Annotated in this window: 14 protein-coding genes; 8 read left to right on the top strand and 6 right to left on the bottom strand. The window is 61.3% G+C overall.

The features are described from left to right. Positions 1-120 precede the first annotated feature (120 nt). Both AC3ITY_RS32520 and glmS read left to right on the top strand, forming a co-directional pair. Positions 121-897: a DeoR family transcriptional regulator gene (locus tag AC3ITY_RS32520; RefSeq protein WP_150728262.1), complete on the top strand. Its 777-nt coding sequence runs from the start codon at positions 121-123 to the stop codon at positions 895-897. 1 nt (position 898) lies between these two features. Then, positions 899-2,731 (top strand): glutamine--fructose-6-phosphate transaminase (isomerizing), encoded by a 1,833-nt coding sequence (gene glmS, locus AC3ITY_RS32515; RefSeq protein WP_489306962.1) that lies wholly within the window; start codon positions 899-901, stop codon positions 2,729-2,731. A 46-nt stretch (positions 2,732-2,777) separates the two neighbouring features. On the opposite strand, the gene AC3ITY_RS32510 is transcribed toward glmS, so the two are convergent. From AC3ITY_RS32510 to AC3ITY_RS32495, 4 genes are read right to left on the bottom strand one after another with little or no spacing between them, the layout of a single operon-like run. After that, positions 2,778-3,803: a DUF2955 domain-containing protein gene (locus tag AC3ITY_RS32510; RefSeq protein ID WP_489306961.1), complete on the bottom strand. Its 1,026-nt coding sequence runs from the start codon at positions 3,801-3,803 to the stop codon at positions 2,778-2,780. Next, on the bottom strand, positions 3,793-4,911 hold the full coding sequence (locus AC3ITY_RS32505; RefSeq protein WP_489306960.1) for an HlyD family secretion protein: 1,119 nt from the start codon (positions 4,909-4,911) through the stop codon (positions 3,793-3,795). Before AC3ITY_RS32505 ends, AC3ITY_RS32510 begins: the two co-directional genes overlap by 11 nt. Then, positions 4,904-6,415: an efflux transporter outer membrane subunit gene (locus tag AC3ITY_RS32500; protein WP_489306959.1), complete on the bottom strand. Its 1,512-nt coding sequence runs from the start codon at positions 6,413-6,415 to the stop codon at positions 4,904-4,906. The genes AC3ITY_RS32505 and AC3ITY_RS32500 overlap by 8 nt, the downstream gene beginning before the upstream one ends. 14 nt (positions 6,416-6,429) lie before the next feature. After that, complete coding sequence (locus AC3ITY_RS32495; protein WP_489306958.1) at positions 6,430-7,587, bottom strand: AI-2E family transporter; 1,158 nt, start codon at positions 7,585-7,587, stop codon at positions 6,430-6,432. 585 nt (positions 7,588-8,172) lie between these two features. Between AC3ITY_RS32495 and AC3ITY_RS32490 the strand changes: the two genes are divergently transcribed. The 5 genes from AC3ITY_RS32490 to AC3ITY_RS32470 all read left to right on the top strand — a co-directional run bounded on the left by AC3ITY_RS32490 (position 8,173) and on the right by AC3ITY_RS32470 (position 15,326). Beyond that, positions 8,173-9,075, top strand: a complete 903-nt coding sequence (locus tag AC3ITY_RS32490) for a LysR family transcriptional regulator (RefSeq protein ID WP_223455190.1) — start codon at positions 8,173-8,175, stop codon at positions 9,073-9,075. Between the two features lie 119 nt (positions 9,076-9,194). Continuing rightward, a complete protein-coding gene (locus tag AC3ITY_RS32485) occupies positions 9,195-9,821 on the top strand; it encodes a glutathione S-transferase family protein (RefSeq protein WP_489306957.1) in 627 nt (208 codons plus the stop codon). A gap of 63 nt (positions 9,822-9,884) precedes the next feature. Further along, complete coding sequence (locus AC3ITY_RS32480; RefSeq protein WP_489306956.1) at positions 9,885-11,915, top strand: pyridoxamine 5'-phosphate oxidase family protein; 2,031 nt, start codon at positions 9,885-9,887, stop codon at positions 11,913-11,915. Positions 11,916-12,025: 110 nt separating this feature from the next. Beyond that, positions 12,026-13,222, top strand: a complete 1,197-nt coding sequence (locus tag AC3ITY_RS32475) for a DUF3142 domain-containing protein (RefSeq protein WP_489306955.1) — start codon at positions 12,026-12,028, stop codon at positions 13,220-13,222. Beyond that, positions 13,209-15,326 carry a hypothetical protein gene (locus tag AC3ITY_RS32470; protein WP_489306954.1) on the top strand — a complete coding sequence of 706 codons (2,118 nt, stop codon included), beginning with the start codon at positions 13,209-13,211 and terminating at the stop codon, positions 15,324-15,326. Before AC3ITY_RS32475 ends, AC3ITY_RS32470 begins: the two co-directional genes overlap by 14 nt. 3 nt (positions 15,327-15,329) lie before the next feature. Here the strand turns inward: AC3ITY_RS32470 and AC3ITY_RS32465 are convergent, their stop codons facing one another. Next, on the bottom strand, positions 15,330-15,959 hold the full coding sequence (locus tag AC3ITY_RS32465; RefSeq protein ID WP_489306952.1) for a LysE family translocator: 630 nt from the start codon (positions 15,957-15,959) through the stop codon (positions 15,330-15,332). 145 nt (positions 15,960-16,104) lie between these two features. Here AC3ITY_RS32465 and AC3ITY_RS32460 point away from each other — a divergent pair, with 145 nt between their 5' ends. Beyond that, positions 16,105-16,578 (top strand): Lrp/AsnC family transcriptional regulator, encoded by a 474-nt coding sequence (locus tag AC3ITY_RS32460; protein WP_489306950.1) that lies wholly within the window; start codon positions 16,105-16,107, stop codon positions 16,576-16,578. A gap of 136 nt (positions 16,579-16,714) precedes the next feature. On the opposite strand, the gene lpdA is transcribed toward AC3ITY_RS32460, so the two are convergent. Further along, entirely contained in the window at positions 16,715-18,115 is a 1,401-nt protein-coding gene (lpdA, locus tag AC3ITY_RS32455) for a dihydrolipoyl dehydrogenase (protein ID WP_489306948.1), read from the bottom strand. Positions 18,116-18,311: the final 196 nt, after the last annotated feature.

Raw genomic sequence — 18,311 nt, 5'->3', positions numbered from 1 at the left:
CGCGAGCAAGCTCGCTCCTACAAGTTATCCACAGCTCTTTTTATCGCATGGTGCTTGACGAAGTTTCGCTGATAGGTTTTGATTGCTTCCGCCATCTTTCGAAACGAAACTTATCAACTCATGTCGAAGCGCAACACACCTCAGCGTCGTCACAACATACTCGCCTTGCTCAATGAGCAGGGCGAAGTCAGTGTGGACGAGTTGGCCAAGCGCTTCGAAACGTCGGAAGTTACGATTCGCAAGGATCTGGCGGCACTTGAAAGCAATGGCCTGTTGCTGCGTCGTTACGGCGGGGCGATCACCATGCCTCAGGAGTTGGTCGCGGACCTTGGTCAGCCGGTTTCCAAATACAAACAAGCCATCGCCCGTGCCGCCGTCGCGCGGATTCGCGAGCATGCGCGCATCATTATCGACAGTGGCAGTACCACCGCTTCCATGATCCCGGAACTCGGGCAGCAACCCGGTCTGGTGGTGATGACCAACTCGCTGCATGTCGCCAATGCCCTGAGTGAACTTGAGCACGAACCGGTGCTGTTGATGACCGGTGGTACCTGGGACCCGCATTCCGAGTCCTTTCAGGGGCAGGTTGCCGAGCAGGTACTACGCTCCTACGACTTCGACCAGCTGTTTATCGGCGCCGATGGCATCGATCTGGTTCGCGGTACAACCACCTTCAACGAACTGCTCGGGCTGAGCCGGGTCATGGCCGAAGTCGCCCGCGAAGTGGTCGTGATGGTGGAGGCCGACAAGATCGGCCGCAAGATTCCCAACCTGGAGCTGCCCTGGAGCAGTGTCCATACCCTTATTACCGATGAACGCCTGCCGCTTGAGGCTCGCGATCAGATTCAGGCCCGCGGCATCAATTTGATTTGCGCGGCTGTCAGTCAGGAGAAATAGCATGTGTGGAATTGTCGGCGCAGTCGCAGAACGTAACATCACCGCCATCCTCGTCGAAGGCCTGAAACGCCTCGAATACCGTGGGTATGACAGCGCCGGCGTGGCGGTCTACACCAACGATGAAAAACTCGAGCGCATGCGTCGTCCGGGCAAGGTCAGTGAGCTGGAGCAGGCATTGACCACCGAGCCGCTGGTCGGTCGTCTGGGCATCGCCCACACGCGCTGGGCCACCCATGGCGCACCGTGCGAGCGCAATGCTCACCCGCATTTCTCCGGTGACTTGGCAGTAGTGCACAACGGCATCATCGAAAACCACGAAGCCCTGCGTGAACAACTCAAGGCTTTGGGCTACGTGTTCACCTCGGACACCGACACCGAAGTCATCGCCCACCTGCTGAACCACAAACTCAAGGATCTGCGCGACCTGAGCGTAGCCCTCAAGGCGACCGTCAAAGAGTTGCACGGTGCTTACGGCCTGGCAGTGATCAGCTCGAAGCAACCTGATCGTCTGGTCGCAGCCCGCAGCGGCAGCCCGCTGGTGATCGGCCTGGGCCTGGGGGAAAACTTCCTGGCGTCCGACCAGTTGGCCCTGCGTCAGGTCACCGACCGCTTCATGTATCTGGAAGAAGGCGATATCGCCGAAATCCGCCGGGACAGCGTGCAGATCTGGGACGTTGACGGCAAGGCTGTCGAGCGCGAAGCCGTGCAGTATCGCGACGGTGCCGAAGCCGCTGAAAAGGGCGAGTTCCGCCACTTCATGCTCAAGGAAATCCACGAGCAACCATCCGTGGTGCAGCGCACCCTGGAAGGTCGCCTGAGCCAGAACCAGGTCTTGGTACAGGCATTCGGCCCACAGGCTGCCGAGCTGTTCGCCAAAGTACGCAATGTACAGATCGTCGCGTGCGGCACCAGTTACCACGCCGGCATGGTCGCGCGTTACTGGCTCGAAGAGCTGGCCGGTATTCCTTGCCAGGTCGAAGTCGCCAGCGAATTCCGTTACCGCAAGGTAGTGGTGCAGCCGGACACCCTGTTCGTGACCATTTCCCAGTCCGGTGAGACCGCCGACACCCTGGCCGCGCTGCGCAACGCCAAGGAACTGGGCTTCCTCGCCAGCCTGGCGATCTGCAACGTCGGTATCAGCTCGCTGGTGCGTGAATCCGATCTGACCCTGTTGACCCAGGCCGGTCGCGAAATCGGTGTGGCATCGACCAAAGCCTTCACCACGCAACTGGTTGGCCTGTTGTTGCTGACGCTTTCCCTGGGCCAGGTTCGTGGCACCTTGGCCGAAGGTGTCGAAGCAACACTGGTCGAAGAACTGCGTCGTTTGCCGACCCGTCTGGGCGAAGCGCTGGCCATGGACAGCACCGTGGAAAAAATCTCCGAGCTGTTCGCCGAGAAACACCACACGCTGTTCCTCGGCCGTGGCGCGCAGTTCCCGGTGGCGATGGAAGGCGCTCTCAAGCTCAAGGAAATCTCCTACATCCACGCTGAAGCCTATCCGGCCGGCGAGCTGAAACACGGCCCGTTGGCGCTTGTGGATAACGACATGCCAGTGGTGACCGTGGCGCCAAACAACGAACTGCTGGAGAAGCTGAAGTCCAACCTTCAGGAAGTGCGCGCCCGCGGTGGCCAGTTGATAGTCTTCGCTGACGAGAAGGCCGGCATGACCAACGGTGAAGGCACCCACGTGGTGCACATGCCGCACATCCACGACATCCTGTCGCCGATTCTCTACACCATCCCGCTGCAACTGCTGTCGTACTACGTCGCCGTGCTCAAGGGCACCGACGTTGACCAGCCGCGCAACCTGGCGAAGTCGGTCACCGTGGAATAAGTTATCCACAATGAAAAAACCCCCTTCTCAGGGGGTTTTTCTGTTTCTAGGCGGCCGTAATTCGACGCTGTCGCCGCGTGTCCAGCAGATGGACCATGACGCAGGCGTACAAGGTCACCAGAATGAACAGACCCATGCGGATGGCAAAGGCGGTGTAGACATCCTTGCCCGCGGCACTGTCCTGCACCGATTGGCCGAGCAGAATGATCAGGGTCGCCAGGCTGTTGAGCCAGAAACTCGGTGGTTGTCGGGTCCGGGCCAGGCCATAGAGCTTTCTGGCCGCCAGTAAACCGAACAGCAACATCCACAGAAAGAACATCCACAGGTTGACGAATAGGCTCAGCGCACACCAGAAAAGAATCGCCATCAGGCCACCGAGCAGGGTCGAGCCGAGCAATTCCTGGCCGGCGGTGCGGGCGCTGGTCGCGCAGCTTTGTTGGCCGAGGCTGACGGCTTTCATGATGATCGGCAGGTAACTGGCCGGGTCGATCATGGCCAGCAGGAAAGTCGGCAGCACCACCAGCGTGGCACGTAGCGCCAGCCAACCGCTTTCGGTTGGCGTAAGGCTCGGGCCGGGTTTGGCCGCGGGGGCGCTGGGAGGGTCGGGAAACAGCCAATGGCTGATGGTCAGCGTCGTGACGGCCAGGAACAGGCCCTTGACCAGGGCCACGATCACCTCAAGCGCCAGGTCGAATTCGGTGGTTCCCGCCGAACTGATCAAGGTCAGGCCCACCACCAGGAAAGTCGCCACCAGCGGGTTGCCGCCGCGCAGGCCATAACCGAAGGCCAGGAACAGGCACAGTCCGACCAGCAGCACACCACTGAACGGGTAGTAACGCAGCAGGGGAATGAGCAGCAGGCCGGTCCCGGTGGTCAGCATAAGGATCAGGATCAGGCCCAGGCTGGCTTTGAACGGCAACGGTCGGTTCATCGCTGCCAGCATCATCAGCGCCAGCATCGGCGAGAGGAACGGGATGGGCAGGGCCAGACCAAAGCTCGCCGCCAGGCACAGCGCCGTGCCGAAGCTCAGGCGCAGAGCGCGCTGAACCCGGGGCGGGCGCTCAATACGCATAGGACAACCAGCTCATCACGCGCAGGAACAGGCGACCCAGGATATTCAGCGGGTTACTTTCACTCGGGAACGCCATGACTTCGGCCTGCCCGCCGGACCGGATGCCTTGCGGGCCGGTCAACTCACCGGGTTCGAATTCGATGATGACCGGAAAACGCTGGGCAGGGCGCAACCAATCGCGGCTGTTCTCCACTTTCGGCAGGCTGCCCGGCTGGGTGGTCTGGCCGATGTCGACGCCATAGCCAACGCTGCGCACATGGCCTTTGAAAATCTCCCCCGGCAACGCGTCGAGGACGATCGACACCGGTGTACCTGGCTTGACGTCGCCCAGATTGTTTTCGGTCATGTCGGCGCTGATCCACACATCGTGGATGGCGATCAGGGTCATCACCGGAGCACCGGCGGCGGCGAACTGGCCGACATCGGTGCGTAGATCGGTGATCAGGCCGGCGGAGCGCGCGTGGACCTTGGTATTGCTCAAGTCCAGCTCGGCCTTTTCAAGGTTGCTCGCGGCGCTGAGCAACTGGGCGTTTTCGCCTTCGTTACCGCCCTGTTGTTCGCGTGCACGTTGCACTTCGGCCTTGGCCGCGGCGACCTGGCTGATGGATTCTTCCAGGGTGGCGCGGGATATTTCCAGGCGTCGCAGCGAGATGGTGCCCGGGTCTTCGCGGTACAGGCGTTCAAGCCGCTGGATGTCCTGGCGTGCCTTGAGTTCGTTGGCCTGGGATGCACGCAGGGACGCTTGCTTGGAGTCGACGCCGGCGGTGTTGGCGCCCACCTGGCGACGGGTCGATTCAAGGTCGGCGCGAGCGCGATCGACGGCAATCTGGTACTGCTCCGGGTTGACTTCAAACAGCAACTCGCCGGCCTTGACGTCCTGGTTGTTGCGTACATGCACCTTGGTCACCCGGCCGGATACCTCGGCGGCCACCGGCACAATGAAGGCCTGCACCCGTGCCTGTTGCGTGTAGGGGGTGTAACGGTCGGCCATCAGGTACCAGACCAGACTCAAGATGATCAGCAGCACCACCCAATTGATCGCTTTTTTCGTAGGGTCGGCGGCAGGTGCCGGGGCTTTCTCGTCGACCGGTTGTTGGCTGTCAGTCATGGGCACTTTCCTTCGGTTCGTCGAGCAGATCGCCCCAATCGGTCCGTTCTTGCATTTGTTTGCGGGTGGCCGGGTCGACCATCGGCTGGTCGCTGTACCAACCTCCGCCCAAAGCCTTGTAGAGGGCGATCAGGCTGTTGACGGCGGTGCCACGGTTGACCAGGTAGATATCCTGCTGGGCAAACAGGGCCCGCTGGGCATCCAGCACTCGCTGGAAATCCGAATAGCCTTCGCGGTATTGGGCGTTGGCCAGGGTCACCGAACGTTCGGCGGCCACCGAGGCTTCGCTGAGGATCTGGTCGCGCTCCAGCGCTTTGATCAAGCCGGTAGCGGCATCGTCGGCCTCACGCGCCGCCTGGCGTACGCTGTCTTGGTAGATAACGATCAATTGCTGCAAGCGCGCATCCTGCACGCGAACGTTGTTGGTGATCCGGCCGTGGTCGAAGATGTCCCAGCGCAGGCTGGGGCCGGCCACGAAGTCGAGGGTATTGGGCGCAGCGTTGAGCGAGTTGGCGGACCAGACGATGCTGCCCAGCAGGCTGATGGAGGGGTACAGGTCGGACTCGGCCACACCGATCAACGCCGATTGCGCCGCCACTTGCAGTTCGGCAGCACGGACATCGGGACGCCGCACCAGCAGGTTGGCCGGCACATCCTGCAAGACCGCGGTATCGAGCAGCGGCACTAAGCCGGTGTTGCGATTGAGGTCAGGGATCGAGCCGGGTGGCTGGCCGATCAGGGTAGACAGCGCATTGCGCAAGCTCGCCACCTGGCTCTCGAAATCCGGGATGGTACTCAGGGTGCCCAGGTACTGGGTCTTGGCTTGTTGCAGGTCGAGTTCTGCTTCGGCCCCGCTGTTGAACAGGCGCTCGGTGATCTCGTAACTGCGTTTTTGCAATTTGGCGTTACTGCGGGCGATGGCCAGGCGCGCCTCGGCGGTGCGCAAGGCGTAGTAGTTTTGCGCCAGTTGCGCGTGCAACAGCACCAAGGCATTTTCATAGTTGGCCTGGGCGGCAAACCAGGAGGCGTCGGCTGACTCGATGGCACGGCTGAAACGCCCCCAGAAATCCAGCTCCCAGCCGATATCGAAGCCGACGCTGTGTTGCCAGAAATGCGTGTCCTGGGGGTTGCTGCCGCCCGATTGTTTACGGTTCAGGTACAGGCTGTCGGCGCTGGCCTGCTGCAATTGCGGGTAGCGGCCGGCCAGTGCGATGCCCAATTGTGCGCGGGACTCCATGACCCGCAGGCCAGCGACGTGGAGGTCGGGGTTGTGGGCATCGGCTTCGGCCATCAAATGGTCCAGCACCGGGTCGTTGAACACGCGCCACCATTGGCGGCTGTCAGGTTGCGCGTGTTGTTGGCCGGCGATCTCCAGGGCCGGGGTGTTCCAGTGGTCGACCCAGGGCTGGGCCGGTGACTGGAAATCCGGGCCTAGTTGCACACAGCCCCCCAGAACGACGGTGCCACAGAGCAGAAGCCGGCTGATGCGAGCAGGGCGTGGCATCAAGCGCAAACTCCTCAAACAGGACGCTGGTCGTTCATTGCCTCTGTCTTCGGTGTCTCGTTCAACGCCTCGATCTCGGGTGTCTCGTTCATTGCCTCGACAGTCGGTTGGTCCTGGACCCATTGCCAGAACAGTTGGTAGCCCACCGCCAGCGCAACCGGCCCGATGAACAAACCGATGAAGCCGCCGCTTACCATGCCGCCGAGGGCGCCAATCAGAATCACCGGCATGGGTACATCGACGCCACGACCCAGCATCAACGGCTTGAGGACGTTGTCGGCCATCCCGGCGATCAGGCTGTAGATGCCAAACACGACGGTGCCCAAGGTGGTGCCGTCGGTGGCGAAGACATAGGCGATCACCGGGATGGTCACCAGAAGTACCGGCAATTGCATGATCCCCATCAGCAGCGCCACCATGGCCAGCAGCCCGGCACCGGGGACGCCCATGAGCACGAAGCCCACGCCAACCAGCAACATCTGAATGAACGCGATGCCCACCACGCCCTGGGCGACCGCGCGGATGGTTGCAGTGCAGAGTTCGGTAATGCGAGGGCCACGCTCTGGACCGGAAAGGCGCGAGGTGATGGCCATGGCGCTTCTTTCGCCGTTTTCGCCATAGGCCATGAGCACGCCGGCAATGATCAGGGCGCCGATGAACAACAGAAAGCCCACGCCAACGTCGGCCATTTTGCCCAACAAGGTCAGGCCGACGGACTTGATATAGGGCATCACCTTCATCACCACGCTGCTCATGTCGGTGGCGGCTTGCATCCAGTAGCCGTAGAGCGGCTTGCCAATGAGCGGCAGGGAGGCGATTTTTTCGCTGGGGAGCGGAATCTGCATCGTATCGGACTTGAGGATCGCCAGGGTGCCCTGGACCGATTCACTGATCGAAGTGCCCAGCAGGTAGATCGGCACCATCAGCAACGCCAGGGAGACCACCACGATCAGGGTGGCGGCACGACCGTCCTTGTTGACCAGCTTGCGCTTGATGAGTGCATGCAGTGGATACAGGGTGATGGCCAGAATCATTGCCCAGAGCATGAGGTTGAGGAAGGGGTGGAAGATCTGGAAGCAGAACAGTACCAGCACCGTAATCAGCCCGGCGCGAATCAGTACGTCGAGCAAACCACCGGACAGTGCTCTAGCGGAAATGTTAGTGCGCAACATTATCGAACTCCTTGCTGTGTCACACAGGTTGGCCAGCCAGTTCAAGTTCAACTCTTCCCTACTAAGTGAATCCTTGAAGCAAAATCCACGGACAGCCGTCCAAGCGTTAACAACCCAATAACGCCTTACTTCAAGTAGGGAAAATTTCAACGAGGTACCTACCAAATACTCAATAGGTAACAGGGTGGTTTGTAGTATAGGAGCAGTCGTATATTCCGCCTGTTTATGCAGGCTGGAATTCTGCCGCAGTTGATGGAGACCGCTGACGAGCCCTTGCCTGGAAACGGTTTGGAAGCTGAGCCAATGGCTCTTTTTCTCTACCGGGCATTAGTCGTTGCAGCGGGCTGATCCGGATAATTGCGAACAGTCGCACCCGTCGCAAGAAAATAATCCTCAATAATTATCAATAATCCCCGGTCCGTTTTTTGAGGTTTGTGACACGCTTGGTTTTTACGGCGCAGGCGCTAGAGTGCAGTAGCCCATTGATTTACTTGATGGTCGGACGCCCAACTATGTTGTTGAACACTTGCGCTTAACATTCCGGCCTTTGGTTGCGATTTATCTATCTGAAATGAGGACAGTCCCATGGACCGCTTCCAGGAAATGCAGGTCTTCGCTGCTGTCGCCAAGGAGCAGGGTTTTTCGGCGGCGGCGCGGCGTTTGGGTCTGTCGGCGGCCAGCGTGACCCGAGCGGTGGCGGCGCTGGAGAAGCGGATTGGCACACAATTGCTCACACGTACCACGCGCAGCGTGTACTTGAGCGAGGCCGGTCAGCGATATCTGGAGGACTGTCGGAGAATTCTCGCCGAGGTGCAGGAAGCCGAGGATTCGGCAGCGGGCAGCCATATCCATCCCCGTGGGCAACTGACCATCACCGCACCGGTCTTGTTTGGCGAGCTGTTTGTCACGCCGTTGATGGTGAATTATCTGACGCAATTCCCCGAGGTCTGCATCAACGCGCTGCTGGTGGACCGGGTGGTGAGCGTGGTCGAGGAGGGCGTCGATGTGGCGATTCGCATCGGCGAACTCCCCGACAGCAACCAGCATGCGATCCGCGTGGGTGAGGTGCGGCGGGTGATCTGCGCCTCGCCACAGTTACTGGCTAGCCATGGTCGGCCCAGGCATCCCCGGGAACTGGCCAGGGCGCCGATTATTGCGACCTCGGCTATCGGCCAACTCAGGAGTTGGCCATTCATTGAAGGCGGCGAAACCCTGAGTGTCCGGGCTGAACCACGACTGGTGGTGACGGCCAATCAGGCGGCCATCACAGCAGCCTGTCTGGGGTTGGGGTTCACGCGGGTGCTGTCTTATCAAGTGGCGAGCAAGGTGGCCGCCGGTGAGCTGGAAATCATTCTGGCCGACTTCGAACTGCCGCCGTTGCCCATCCATGTGGTCTATCAGGGCGGGCGTAAAGCGCCGGCCCGGGTGCGCAGTTTTGTCGATTTCGCGGTGAAGACCCTGCGCGAGCATCCGGCGCTCAAGCGTTGAATTATTTCACCTGCTGAAATAATGGATTGCGTTGGCTGGTGATTCTGTTGTTTTGGATGTGAGTAGAAGATACGACCCATCTCTCTCCTGAACAGCACCACTCACCCGAGGCGTCGACCATGCAAGCGATCAAACTCTACAACTTCCCACGTTCCGGCCACGCTCATCGTGTCGAGTTGATGCTGTCCCTGCTGAAACTGCCGACCGAGTTGATCTTCGTTGACCTCGCCAAGGGCGAACACAAGCAACCGGCGTTCCTCGCGCTCAATGCTTTCGGTCAGGTGCCGGTGATTGATGATCAGGGCGTGGTGTTGGCCGATTCCAACGCGATTCTGGTTTATCTGGCGCAAAAGTACGGCAACGGTCGCTGGCTGCCGGCTGATCCGGTAGGGGCCGCCAAGGTCCAGCGCTGGTTGTCGGTCGCTGCCGGTCCGATTGCCTTCGGCCCTGCCCGGGCAAGGTTGATCACCGTGTTTGGCGCGCCTTACAACGCTGCAGAAGTGATTGCCTATGCCCATACCGTGCTCAAAGTGATCGATCACGAACTGGCCGATACGCCGTATCTGGCTGGCACTGAACCGACGATTGCCGACGTCGCCGCCTACAGTTACATCGCCCATGCGCCCGAGGGCAATGTGTCGCTGGACGAGTACGCCAACATTCGCGCCTGGCTGATCCGTATCGAAGCCTTGCCGGGTTTTGTCGGCATGCCGCGCACCGTCGCCGGTCTGCAAAAAACCGCCTGATGCTGGCGGCCCGGTGTTGCCGGGTCGCACCGTTCTGCGCCAGTGGCGCAAGGGAGCAGCCGTATGGACCGTTCACCCTGGCATGCCGGCGAGAAACAACTGCAGGCGCATGTGGGCGTTGCCGAACGAATGGAGGCGTTCGGTCGTAAGGTGATTCGCAGCGAGATGCCGGACCAGCACCGCACGTTCTATCAGCAATTGCCATTCATGCTGTACGCAGCGGTGGATGCCGACGGTCACCCCTGGGCCAGTATCCTTGAAGGTCAGCCCGGTTTCGCTCACTCGCCAGAACCTGGCTTGCTGCAATTTCGCAGCCTGCCGGCCTTTGATGATCCCGCGCAGTTGAGCGACGGTTCGGCCATCGGCCTGTTGGGCATCGAGTTGCACACCCGCCGCCGCAACCGCATCAATGGGCATGTCCGCGCCATGTCCACGGACGGTTTCGCGGTGACGGTGGATCAGTCCTTCGGCAATTGCCCGCAGTACATTCAGTTGCGCCAGTTTCGCTCGGTGCCGCTGGCCGATCCCTCGACGCGTGCCGCCCAGCATTTCAGCGAACTGGATAACGCGGCCAAAGCCATGATCGCCGAGGCGGACACGTTCTTCGTTGCCAGTTATGTGGATGTCGACGGTGAGCGCTCGGTGGATGTTTCTCACCGCGGCGGTCAGGCCGGTTTCGTACAGGTGGAAGGCAATCGCCTGACCATTCCGGACTTTGCCGGCAACCTGCATTTCAACACCTTGGGCAACCTGCTGCTCAATCCCCGGGCCGGGTTGTTGTTCATCGATTTCAATACCGGTGATTTGCTGCAGCTCAGCGGGCGCACCGAAATCATCCTGGAAGGCCCTCAGGTCGAGGCGTTCCAGGGGGCCGAGCGCCTGTGGACAATCGATGTCGAGCAGGTGGTACGTCGCCCGGCCGCCCTGGCGTTGCGCTGGCGCTTCGACGGTGTTTCACCCACCAGTTTGCTCACCGGCACATGGGAGCAGGCCAAGGCGCGTTTGCAGGCCAAGGCCCTGGGCGATCAATGGCGGCCGTTGCGGGTGACGCGGATTGAAGCGCAAAGCCACAGCATTCGCTCGATTTACCTGGAGCCGGCCGATGGCGTCGGGTTGCCACTGTTCCAGGCCGGGCAGCATTTGCCCCTGCGCTTCAACATTGACGGCGATGTGCACATCCGCACGTACAGTTTATCGAGCGCGCCGTCCGATGATTTTTTCCGCATCAGCGTGAAGCGTGACGGGCGGGTGTCTACGCATTTGCATGAGCAGATTCGTGTTGGCGATGTATTGGAAGCGCGGGCGCCGCAAGGGCATTTCACCGTGGTGCCCCATGAGCGTCGGCCTTTGGTGTTGCTGGCGGCCGGGGTCGGCATCACGCCGCTGTTGTCGATGCTGCGGGAGGTGGTTTACCAGGGATTGCGCACCCGCCGTATCCGGCCGACATGGTTCATCCAGAGTTCGCGCACGCTGGCCGACCAGCCGTTTAGCCGTGAGCTGGATCGCTTGCTCGAGGATGCCGGGGACGCGGTGCGGGTGGTGCGTTTGCTTAGTCAACCGGAAGCCGAGGCGATACAAGGAGAGGACTTCGACCTCAGTGGACGGATCGATGTCGCGCTGCTCAAGGATCTGCTGACAGTCGAGGACTACGATCAGCTGGATTTTGTCGTCTGCGGTCCCGGGAGTTTTACCCAGGCGCTGTACGATGGCTTGCGCGAGTTGGACATTCACGATTCGCGGATTCACGCCGAAACCTTCGGCCCGTCCACCTTGCGCCGGCGACCGGACCCCGATGCGGTGGTCATCGAGCAACCGCCAGCCGCCACTACGTCCGTGCCCGTGGTGTTCCAGCGTTCGGCCAAGGAGGCGCGCTGGCAGCCAGACGGCGGCAGCTTGCTGGAGCTGGCGGAAAGCCGTGGCCTGCGTCCGGAATTCAGTTGTCGCGGCGGCTCCTGCGGCACCTGCAGCACACGCTTGGTCAGCGGTCAGGTGCATTATCCACTGCCGCCAGCGGAGGTGCCGGATGACGGCCAGGTGCTGATTTGTTGTGCGATTCCGGCGCAGGGGGCGCAGCCGTTGGTACTCGATATTTGAAGGAAGATTGTTGGTGAACATTGCCCGTCGGTCGATGGCTGGGTAGGGTAGTGAGCAGAACGAAAAAGGGCCACAGAGGCCCTTTCTGCATTTCAGGAACAGGCGTTTCAATGGTTTTTTTCACTCGCTCGATGGTCTTGCTGCTGGCGCTGGCGCTCACCACCGGTTGCGAAAGACAGGATGCACCGCCGCTGGATCAACAGCTTTACGTCTGGCAGCGGCAGTGGACGTTGGCCCACGACGCTGCCCTCAGGGACAGCCGCGCCGATTTTTCGACATTGCGGGTGCTGGCCTTGCAGGCTTTCCCCAACGCGGGCTGGAGTCGGGCCCGGATTGACCCGGCACTGCTCAAGCGTGATGGCCGGCCGGTGATTGCGGTGATTCGCCTGGATGGGCAGCTCAAGGCGCTGGATCAGGATGAGATCACAGCGCAAATCCGGCAGGTGATCAGCGATTGGCAGGGACAGGGGGTGAACCTCGCTGGCGTGGAAATCGACCACGACGCCGGAAACGCTCGGCTACCGGCCTACCGCCAATTTCTCGCGCATTTGCGTGAAGCGCTGCCGACGTCGCTGCCGTTGAGCATCACCACGTTGCCGTCCTGGCTCGACAGTCGCGAATTGCCGGCGTTGTTATCCACAGTCGACAGCAGCGTGCTGCAGGTGCACGCGGTGAGCGATCCGCGTCGCGGCTTGTTTGATGCCGATCAGGCCCGGCAATGGGCGAAGGCCTGGAGCCGCATCACGACAAAACCTTTCTATCTGGCGCTGCCGGCCTATGGCGTGGCGTTGCTGCCGTCGGCGGGCGGCGCGCCTGTTGTGGAAAGCGAAGTGACGCTGGAGCGTGAAGGCCAGCGCCGGGAGTTGCTCGCCGATCCGCAGTCGTTGCGCACCCTCGGTACCGAGCTGCGGGCCGATCCACCGACACATCTGGCGGGCCTGATCTGGTTTCGTTTGCCATTGGCCAACGACCGTCGGGCCTGGAGCTTGACCACCTTGCGCGCCGTGGCGCGTGGTGATGTCCTCGACAGTCAATTGAACCTGAAACTCTCGGCCGACAATGGCCTCTATGACATCGGCATCAGCAACCAGGGCAACCTCGATCGCCCCTGGCCCGAACGCCTGACGTTGGCGGTCAGTGGCTGTGAGGGGGCCGATGCCTTGGCCGGTTACGCGTTGCAACAGCGTCCGGATCTGCTTACCTTCACCCGCCTGCGCGATGGCCGAATACCGGCCGGCGGACAGCGTGCCATTGGTTGGGCTCGCTGCGCACACATTGATCAAGGAGGTTCGAATGTTCACCCGTAACTGGCCGCGTCATTTGCTTTGCCTGAGCCTCAGCCTGCCGCTGGGCTCGGCGCTGGCCTGCGGCCCGGACTTCCCCATGCGCCTGCTGGATAACCGTGGACAGTCGCTGGCGGAACTGCCGGAAGGCAACTTCAGCTTCGAAATCAGCCGCCTCGGCCACGCCATCAACGGCTTGAAGAACGTCACAGCTGGCGCCGACAACAGTGATGAACCTGACCTTGTAGCGCTGCGCGATCAAGCCGAGCAGGCGGGACTTTCCGCTGAGCAACAGGTGTTGGTGAAACACCTGCGCAGCCTGACGGATGCCCGTCAGGTTGAAACCGAAGGGGCGCAACTGCCGCCTGAGCTCAGGTTGTACCTGGCCGGCGCTGTGGCATTTGGCGCGGGTGATCCTGCCTTGGCCGCCGGGTATTTCAAGAAAGTGCTGGCCTTGCCCGCCGAGCAACGGGCCTCGCGCAGCACTTGGGCGGCTTACTCGCTGGGGCGCGCGTTGTTCGCCATGAGCGTCGAAGCCGATGCGGCTCCGGATCTGCTCGAACAATCCCGCAAGGCCTTCGAGCAAGCCCGGCAACTGAGCATCGACGGCTTCAGCGATCCACTGGAACTGGGTGTCGCCAGCCTCGGCGAAGAAGCCCGGGTGGTGCGCACCGCCGGCGACTGGAACCGCGCCATCGAGCTGTACGCCACGCAAAATCTGCACGGCTCCGCGGTGGGCTACGAATCGCTGAAGCTATTGATGGCGGACCTGATGACACTGCCGGAGGATCAAGTGGCCGAGTTGCTCAAGGGCCAGCCCGTGCAGCAATTGGTGACCGCATCGCTGATCAGCCGGTTGGGTTGGTCGTTCGGCGATCAACCGCCTAACGAACAAAAAATGATCAAGCTGCTGCAAAACAGTACCCGTGGCAGTCTCGAAAACGCCGACCGCCTGGCGGCGATGAATTATCAACAGGGCGATTACGCCAGTGCCAAGGCTTTCCTCGAACATGCCGGCGATGGCGGTTTGGCTTGGTGGCTGCGGGCAAAACTGGCGGTGCGCGAGGGCGATAAGAGTGCGGCCGCCGCAGCCTATGCCAAGGCGGCCCAGGCATTCCCGCAGAATGAGTCCTGGGGCGAGCGACGGACCCCGGACTACGATTACGAAACGCTTCAGCCCAAATGCCGGGTCGAGGGTGAAAGCGCGATCCTGGCCCTGCAACGCGGGGATTACCTGCAAGCCTTCGATCAGCTGTATCGCAGCCAAAGCATTTACTGGTTCGACGCCGCCACCGTTGCCGAGCGCGTGTTGACCCTCGAAGAACTCAAGCACTACGTCGACACGCAAGTGCCGGCACCGCCGCCACTCATCCAGCAGGACCGCGACAACTACGTGCCCTTGCCGGTGGCGGCGAGCCTGCGCAATCTGCTTGGGCGGCGTTTGTTGCGCGAGGGGCATTACGAGCAAGCGCCGGCGTACTTCGATAATGACGGCTTGCGGCACAAGGCGAGATTGTATGGCGAACAACGTCTGGCGGCTGATTCAGCCTGGTGGCCGACCCGTCGCGCCGCCGCCCTGTTCAATGCGGCGTGGACGGCACGCGAGTGGGGCATGGACATTCTTGGCTACGAAATGGCGCCGGATTACGCCACGCTCGGTGGTAACTACATGCTTGAAAACGCCGAGCTCAAGGTCGGTCCGCTGGTGGCCGAGGACGAAGTGAAGCGCCAGCAGGCCAGCGCTGCCCAGCCTGATCAGCGTTATCACTATCGTTTCGTGGCCACGGCGCTGGCGAGCAAGGCGGCGGATAACTTGCCTCACACCAGCCAGGCGTTTGCGGCGGTGCTGTGCGAGGCGTCGGGGTGGAACAGCAGCCTTGAGGAGCAAAGTGCGATTTATCAGCGTTATGTCAAAGAAGGGCCTTACGTGGAATGGGCCGCCGATTTCGGCCACCAGTGCCCGTACCCCGACTTCGAGAACGCCGACAAACGCTACGTGACCCAAGTCACCGACGCTGCGCGTTCGGCCTTGCGACCGTACAAGACGCCGTTACAGATCGGTAGCGTAGTGGTGTTCGCGGCAGCCGCGCTGTTGATGTTCAAACGTCGCCGCCGCAAGGCGCTGTGAGGTTCAAGCCTGTTGCACAAAGGTCAGCCGCACGGCGAAACCGATCAACAGGCTGCCGAACAACCATTGTTGCAGGCGCTGGGCTGAGGGGCTGCGTTGCAGCCAACGGCCGAGTGCCGCGCCGACCAGAGCGTAAGCGCTGTCGAACAGCAAACCGACGCCGACCAGCACCACGCCCAAGGTCGCAAATTGCCCGAGTACCGGCCCGGCCTGTGGGTTGATGAATTGCGGCAGCAGCACCGAGCAGAACAGCAGTGCCTTGGGGTTGAGCAGGTTGGTCAGCAGTCCGCGTCGGATGGCTGTACCCCAGCGCGTTTTTTCGCCAGTTGCTTCGGCGCTGGTGAGGCTCGGCAGCATCGTGGTTCGCAGGCACTGAATGCCGATCCACAGCAGATACGCGGCACCGGCCAGGCGCACCACGTCGAAGGTCCAGGGCGCCGCCTTGAACAGTGCCGCCAGCCCCAGCGCCGCCAATGCCACATGACAACCCCGGGCGATGCCCAGGCCCACGGCCGTGGCCAGCGCGGCGCCTTTGCCCTGGCGGGCACCGGTCTGCAACAGCAGGATCATGTCGGGCCCCGGCAACAGGTAGACCACTGCCAGTGCCATGAAAAACAGCAAGAGACCTTGCATGTTGCACCCCGTTCGTTGTCGATTTGGTCGTACCAGTCTAGGGCTGGAGGGCGGGGCAGGTGCTTGCGTTGTCGGCTTCTATCAAGACGTGTATTGGCATAACCTGCCACTTAATCAAGCTTGAACCATCAGGATCTGCCAAACCATGAAACTCGACGCCTACGACCGCAAGATTCTCGCCGCGCTGCAACGGGATGGCCGCCTGAGCAATGTGCAACTGGCAGACGAGATTGGCCTGTCGGCATCGCCATGCTTGCGCCGGGTGCGGATGCTTGAAGAGGCGGGGGTTATTCGCGGCTACCAGGCCAACCTGGACCGCGACGAAGTGGGGTTGGGGCTGACGGTGTTTGTCGGGGTCAAGGTCGAGCGTCATAACGATGAACAAGCCGAAGCCTTTCGCCAGGCGGTGACGGCATTACCCGAGGTGATTTCGGCGTTTCTGGTGTCAGGGGAGTCGGATTTTCTACTGCAGGTGGTGGTGCCGGACTTGCGCGCCTATGACCGGTTTCTCACCGGGCGTTTGCTGAAGCTGCCGGGGGTGAGCGACATTCGCAGCAACTTTGCGATTCATACGGTGAAGGCCCCGGGGGCGTTGCCGCTGGAGCATTTGCCGCTCTAGGCCGAGTCGTCTGCATCGCGAGCAGGCTCGCTCCCACATTGGTTTTGTGAACGCCACAGATCAACTGTGGGAGCGGCGATGCGGCGATCCGACTTGCTCGCGAAGGCGGTGGCCCCGTCACCTCCAGTCCTTTGCCTTACATCTGCGTCGCCATCCCCTCCACATTCATCGCCGCCTGACGCAAGGCCTCGGAGCGGGTCGGGTGTGGATGGCAGGTCAGGGCGATGTCTTCGGCCGAGGCGCTGAATTCCATGGCCACGCAATATTCGCCAATCATTTCACTGACGCTCGGGCCGACCAGATGCACGCCGAGGACTTCGTCCGTGCGCTCATCGGCCAGCACTTTGGCGAAGCCTTCGGTTTCGTGGTTGATCTTCGCCCGGCTGTTGGCGGTGAAGGGAAACTTGCCGACCTTGTACGCCCGGCCTTCAGCCTTGAGCTGCTCTTCGGTCTTGCCGACGCTGGCCAGTTCCGGTTTGGTGTAGACCACACTGGGGATCAGGTCGTAGTTGACCTCGCCGGCTTTGCCGACAATCTGCTCGACGCAGGCCATGGCTTCGTCCTCGGCCTTGTGGGCGAGCATGGGACCCGAGGTTACGTCACCAATCACCCAGACCCCGACAGCTTCGGTGCGATGCCCTTTGTTGGCGAGCATGCCGCGCTTGTCCGTGGCGAGGCCGACGTTCTCCAGGCCCAGGCCCTGTGTATAAGGTCGGCGCCCGATGGCCACCAATACGTAATCCGCTTCGAGCAGCTCGGCAGCACCGCCAGCGGCAGGCTCGATGCTGAGCTGAACGCCATTGGCGGAGCTGGTGGCGCTGGTCACTTTTGAACTCAATTTGAAACTCAAGCCTTGCTTGCTCAGGGAGCGCTGCAGGGTTTTGCCGGCTTCGATGTCCACGCCGGGGCAGATCCGGTCGAGAAACTCGACCACTGTCACCTGTGCCCCAAGGCGTCGCCAGACCGAACCCAGTTCCAGGCCGATCACCCCGGCGCCGATCACCACCAGATGCCTGGGCACCTCGCTCAGGGCCAGGGCACCGGTGGAGTCGAGGATGCGTTTGTTATCGATGTCCACACCAGGCAGGGGCATGGGCTCGGAACCGGTGGCAATGATGATGTCCCTGGCGATCAGTTCGGTCTTGCCACCGGCTCTATCGGTCGCCGTGACTTTGCCCGGTCCGTCGATGTGGCCCCAGCCTTTGATCCAGTCGACTTTGTTTTTGCGGAAAAGAAATTCGATGCCCTTGGTCAGCCCGGTAACGCTTTCATCCTTTTGTTTCATCATCTGGGTGAGGTTGAGGCTGGGTTTGACATCGATCCCCAGTTTGGCGAATTCCGCCCCCATGGCCGCGTCGTACAGTTCAGAGGCATGCAGCAACGCCTTGGATGGCATGCAGCCGACGTTCAGGCAGGTGCCGCCGAGTGTGGCGCGTCCTTCCACGCAGGCGGCTTTCAGACCCAGTTGCCCGGCGCGGATCGCCGCGTTGTAACCGCCGGGGCCACCGCCGAGTATCACGACGTCATAAATGCTCATGGATGTACTCCTGGATCGAAAGGGGGCAGGGATGGGTAAAAGTAGTTCCTGGATAAAATTACGAACGTAATATGTGCGTTCTGCAGCATTTCGGTCAAGGCTTCAGGTAAGCGACAGGTTGGGAATCTTTAGATAGCGCGCGTGAGTACGGAAATTTTACCATTTTCGTTATATCGTAACGAATGGTCCTGTAAGC

The sequence above is a fragment of the Pseudomonas sp. GL_091 genome, assembly GCF_057837725.1.
The sequence above is the reverse complement of the archived record's forward strand: the minus strand, read 5'-3'. Positions and strand labels throughout refer to the sequence as shown.

Excerpts from the sequence above, each read along its gene's own strand:
- AC3ITY_RS32520 (WP_150728262.1), top strand. The coding sequence starts at position 121 with ATGTCGAAGCGCAACACACCTCAGCGTCGTCACAACATACTCGCCTTG.
- glmS (WP_489306962.1), top strand. The coding sequence starts at position 899 with ATGTGTGGAATTGTCGGCGCAGTCGCAGAACGTAACATCACCGCCATC.
- AC3ITY_RS32510 (WP_489306961.1), bottom strand. The coding sequence starts at position 3,803 with ATGCGTATTGAGCGCCCGCCCCGGGTTCAGCGCGCTCTGCGCCTGAGC.
- AC3ITY_RS32505 (WP_489306960.1), bottom strand. The coding sequence starts at position 4,911 with ATGACTGACAGCCAACAACCGGTCGACGAGAAAGCCCCGGCACCTGCC.
- AC3ITY_RS32500 (WP_489306959.1), bottom strand. The coding sequence starts at position 6,415 with ATGCCACGCCCTGCTCGCATCAGCCGGCTTCTGCTCTGTGGCACCGTC.
- AC3ITY_RS32495 (WP_489306958.1), bottom strand. The coding sequence starts at position 7,587 with ATGTTGCGCACTAACATTTCCGCTAGAGCACTGTCCGGTGGTTTGCTC.
- AC3ITY_RS32490 (WP_223455190.1), top strand. The coding sequence starts at position 8,173 with ATGGACCGCTTCCAGGAAATGCAGGTCTTCGCTGCTGTCGCCAAGGAG.
- AC3ITY_RS32485 (WP_489306957.1), top strand. The coding sequence starts at position 9,195 with ATGCAAGCGATCAAACTCTACAACTTCCCACGTTCCGGCCACGCTCAT.
- AC3ITY_RS32480 (WP_489306956.1), top strand. The coding sequence starts at position 9,885 with ATGGACCGTTCACCCTGGCATGCCGGCGAGAAACAACTGCAGGCGCAT.
- AC3ITY_RS32475 (WP_489306955.1), top strand. The coding sequence starts at position 12,026 with ATGGTTTTTTTCACTCGCTCGATGGTCTTGCTGCTGGCGCTGGCGCTC.
- AC3ITY_RS32470 (WP_489306954.1), top strand. The coding sequence starts at position 13,209 with ATGTTCACCCGTAACTGGCCGCGTCATTTGCTTTGCCTGAGCCTCAGC.
- AC3ITY_RS32465 (WP_489306952.1), bottom strand. The coding sequence starts at position 15,959 with ATGCAAGGTCTCTTGCTGTTTTTCATGGCACTGGCAGTGGTCTACCTG.
- AC3ITY_RS32460 (WP_489306950.1), top strand. The coding sequence starts at position 16,105 with ATGAAACTCGACGCCTACGACCGCAAGATTCTCGCCGCGCTGCAACGG.
- lpdA (WP_489306948.1), bottom strand. The coding sequence starts at position 18,115 with ATGAGCATTTATGACGTCGTGATACTCGGCGGTGGCCCCGGCGGTTAC.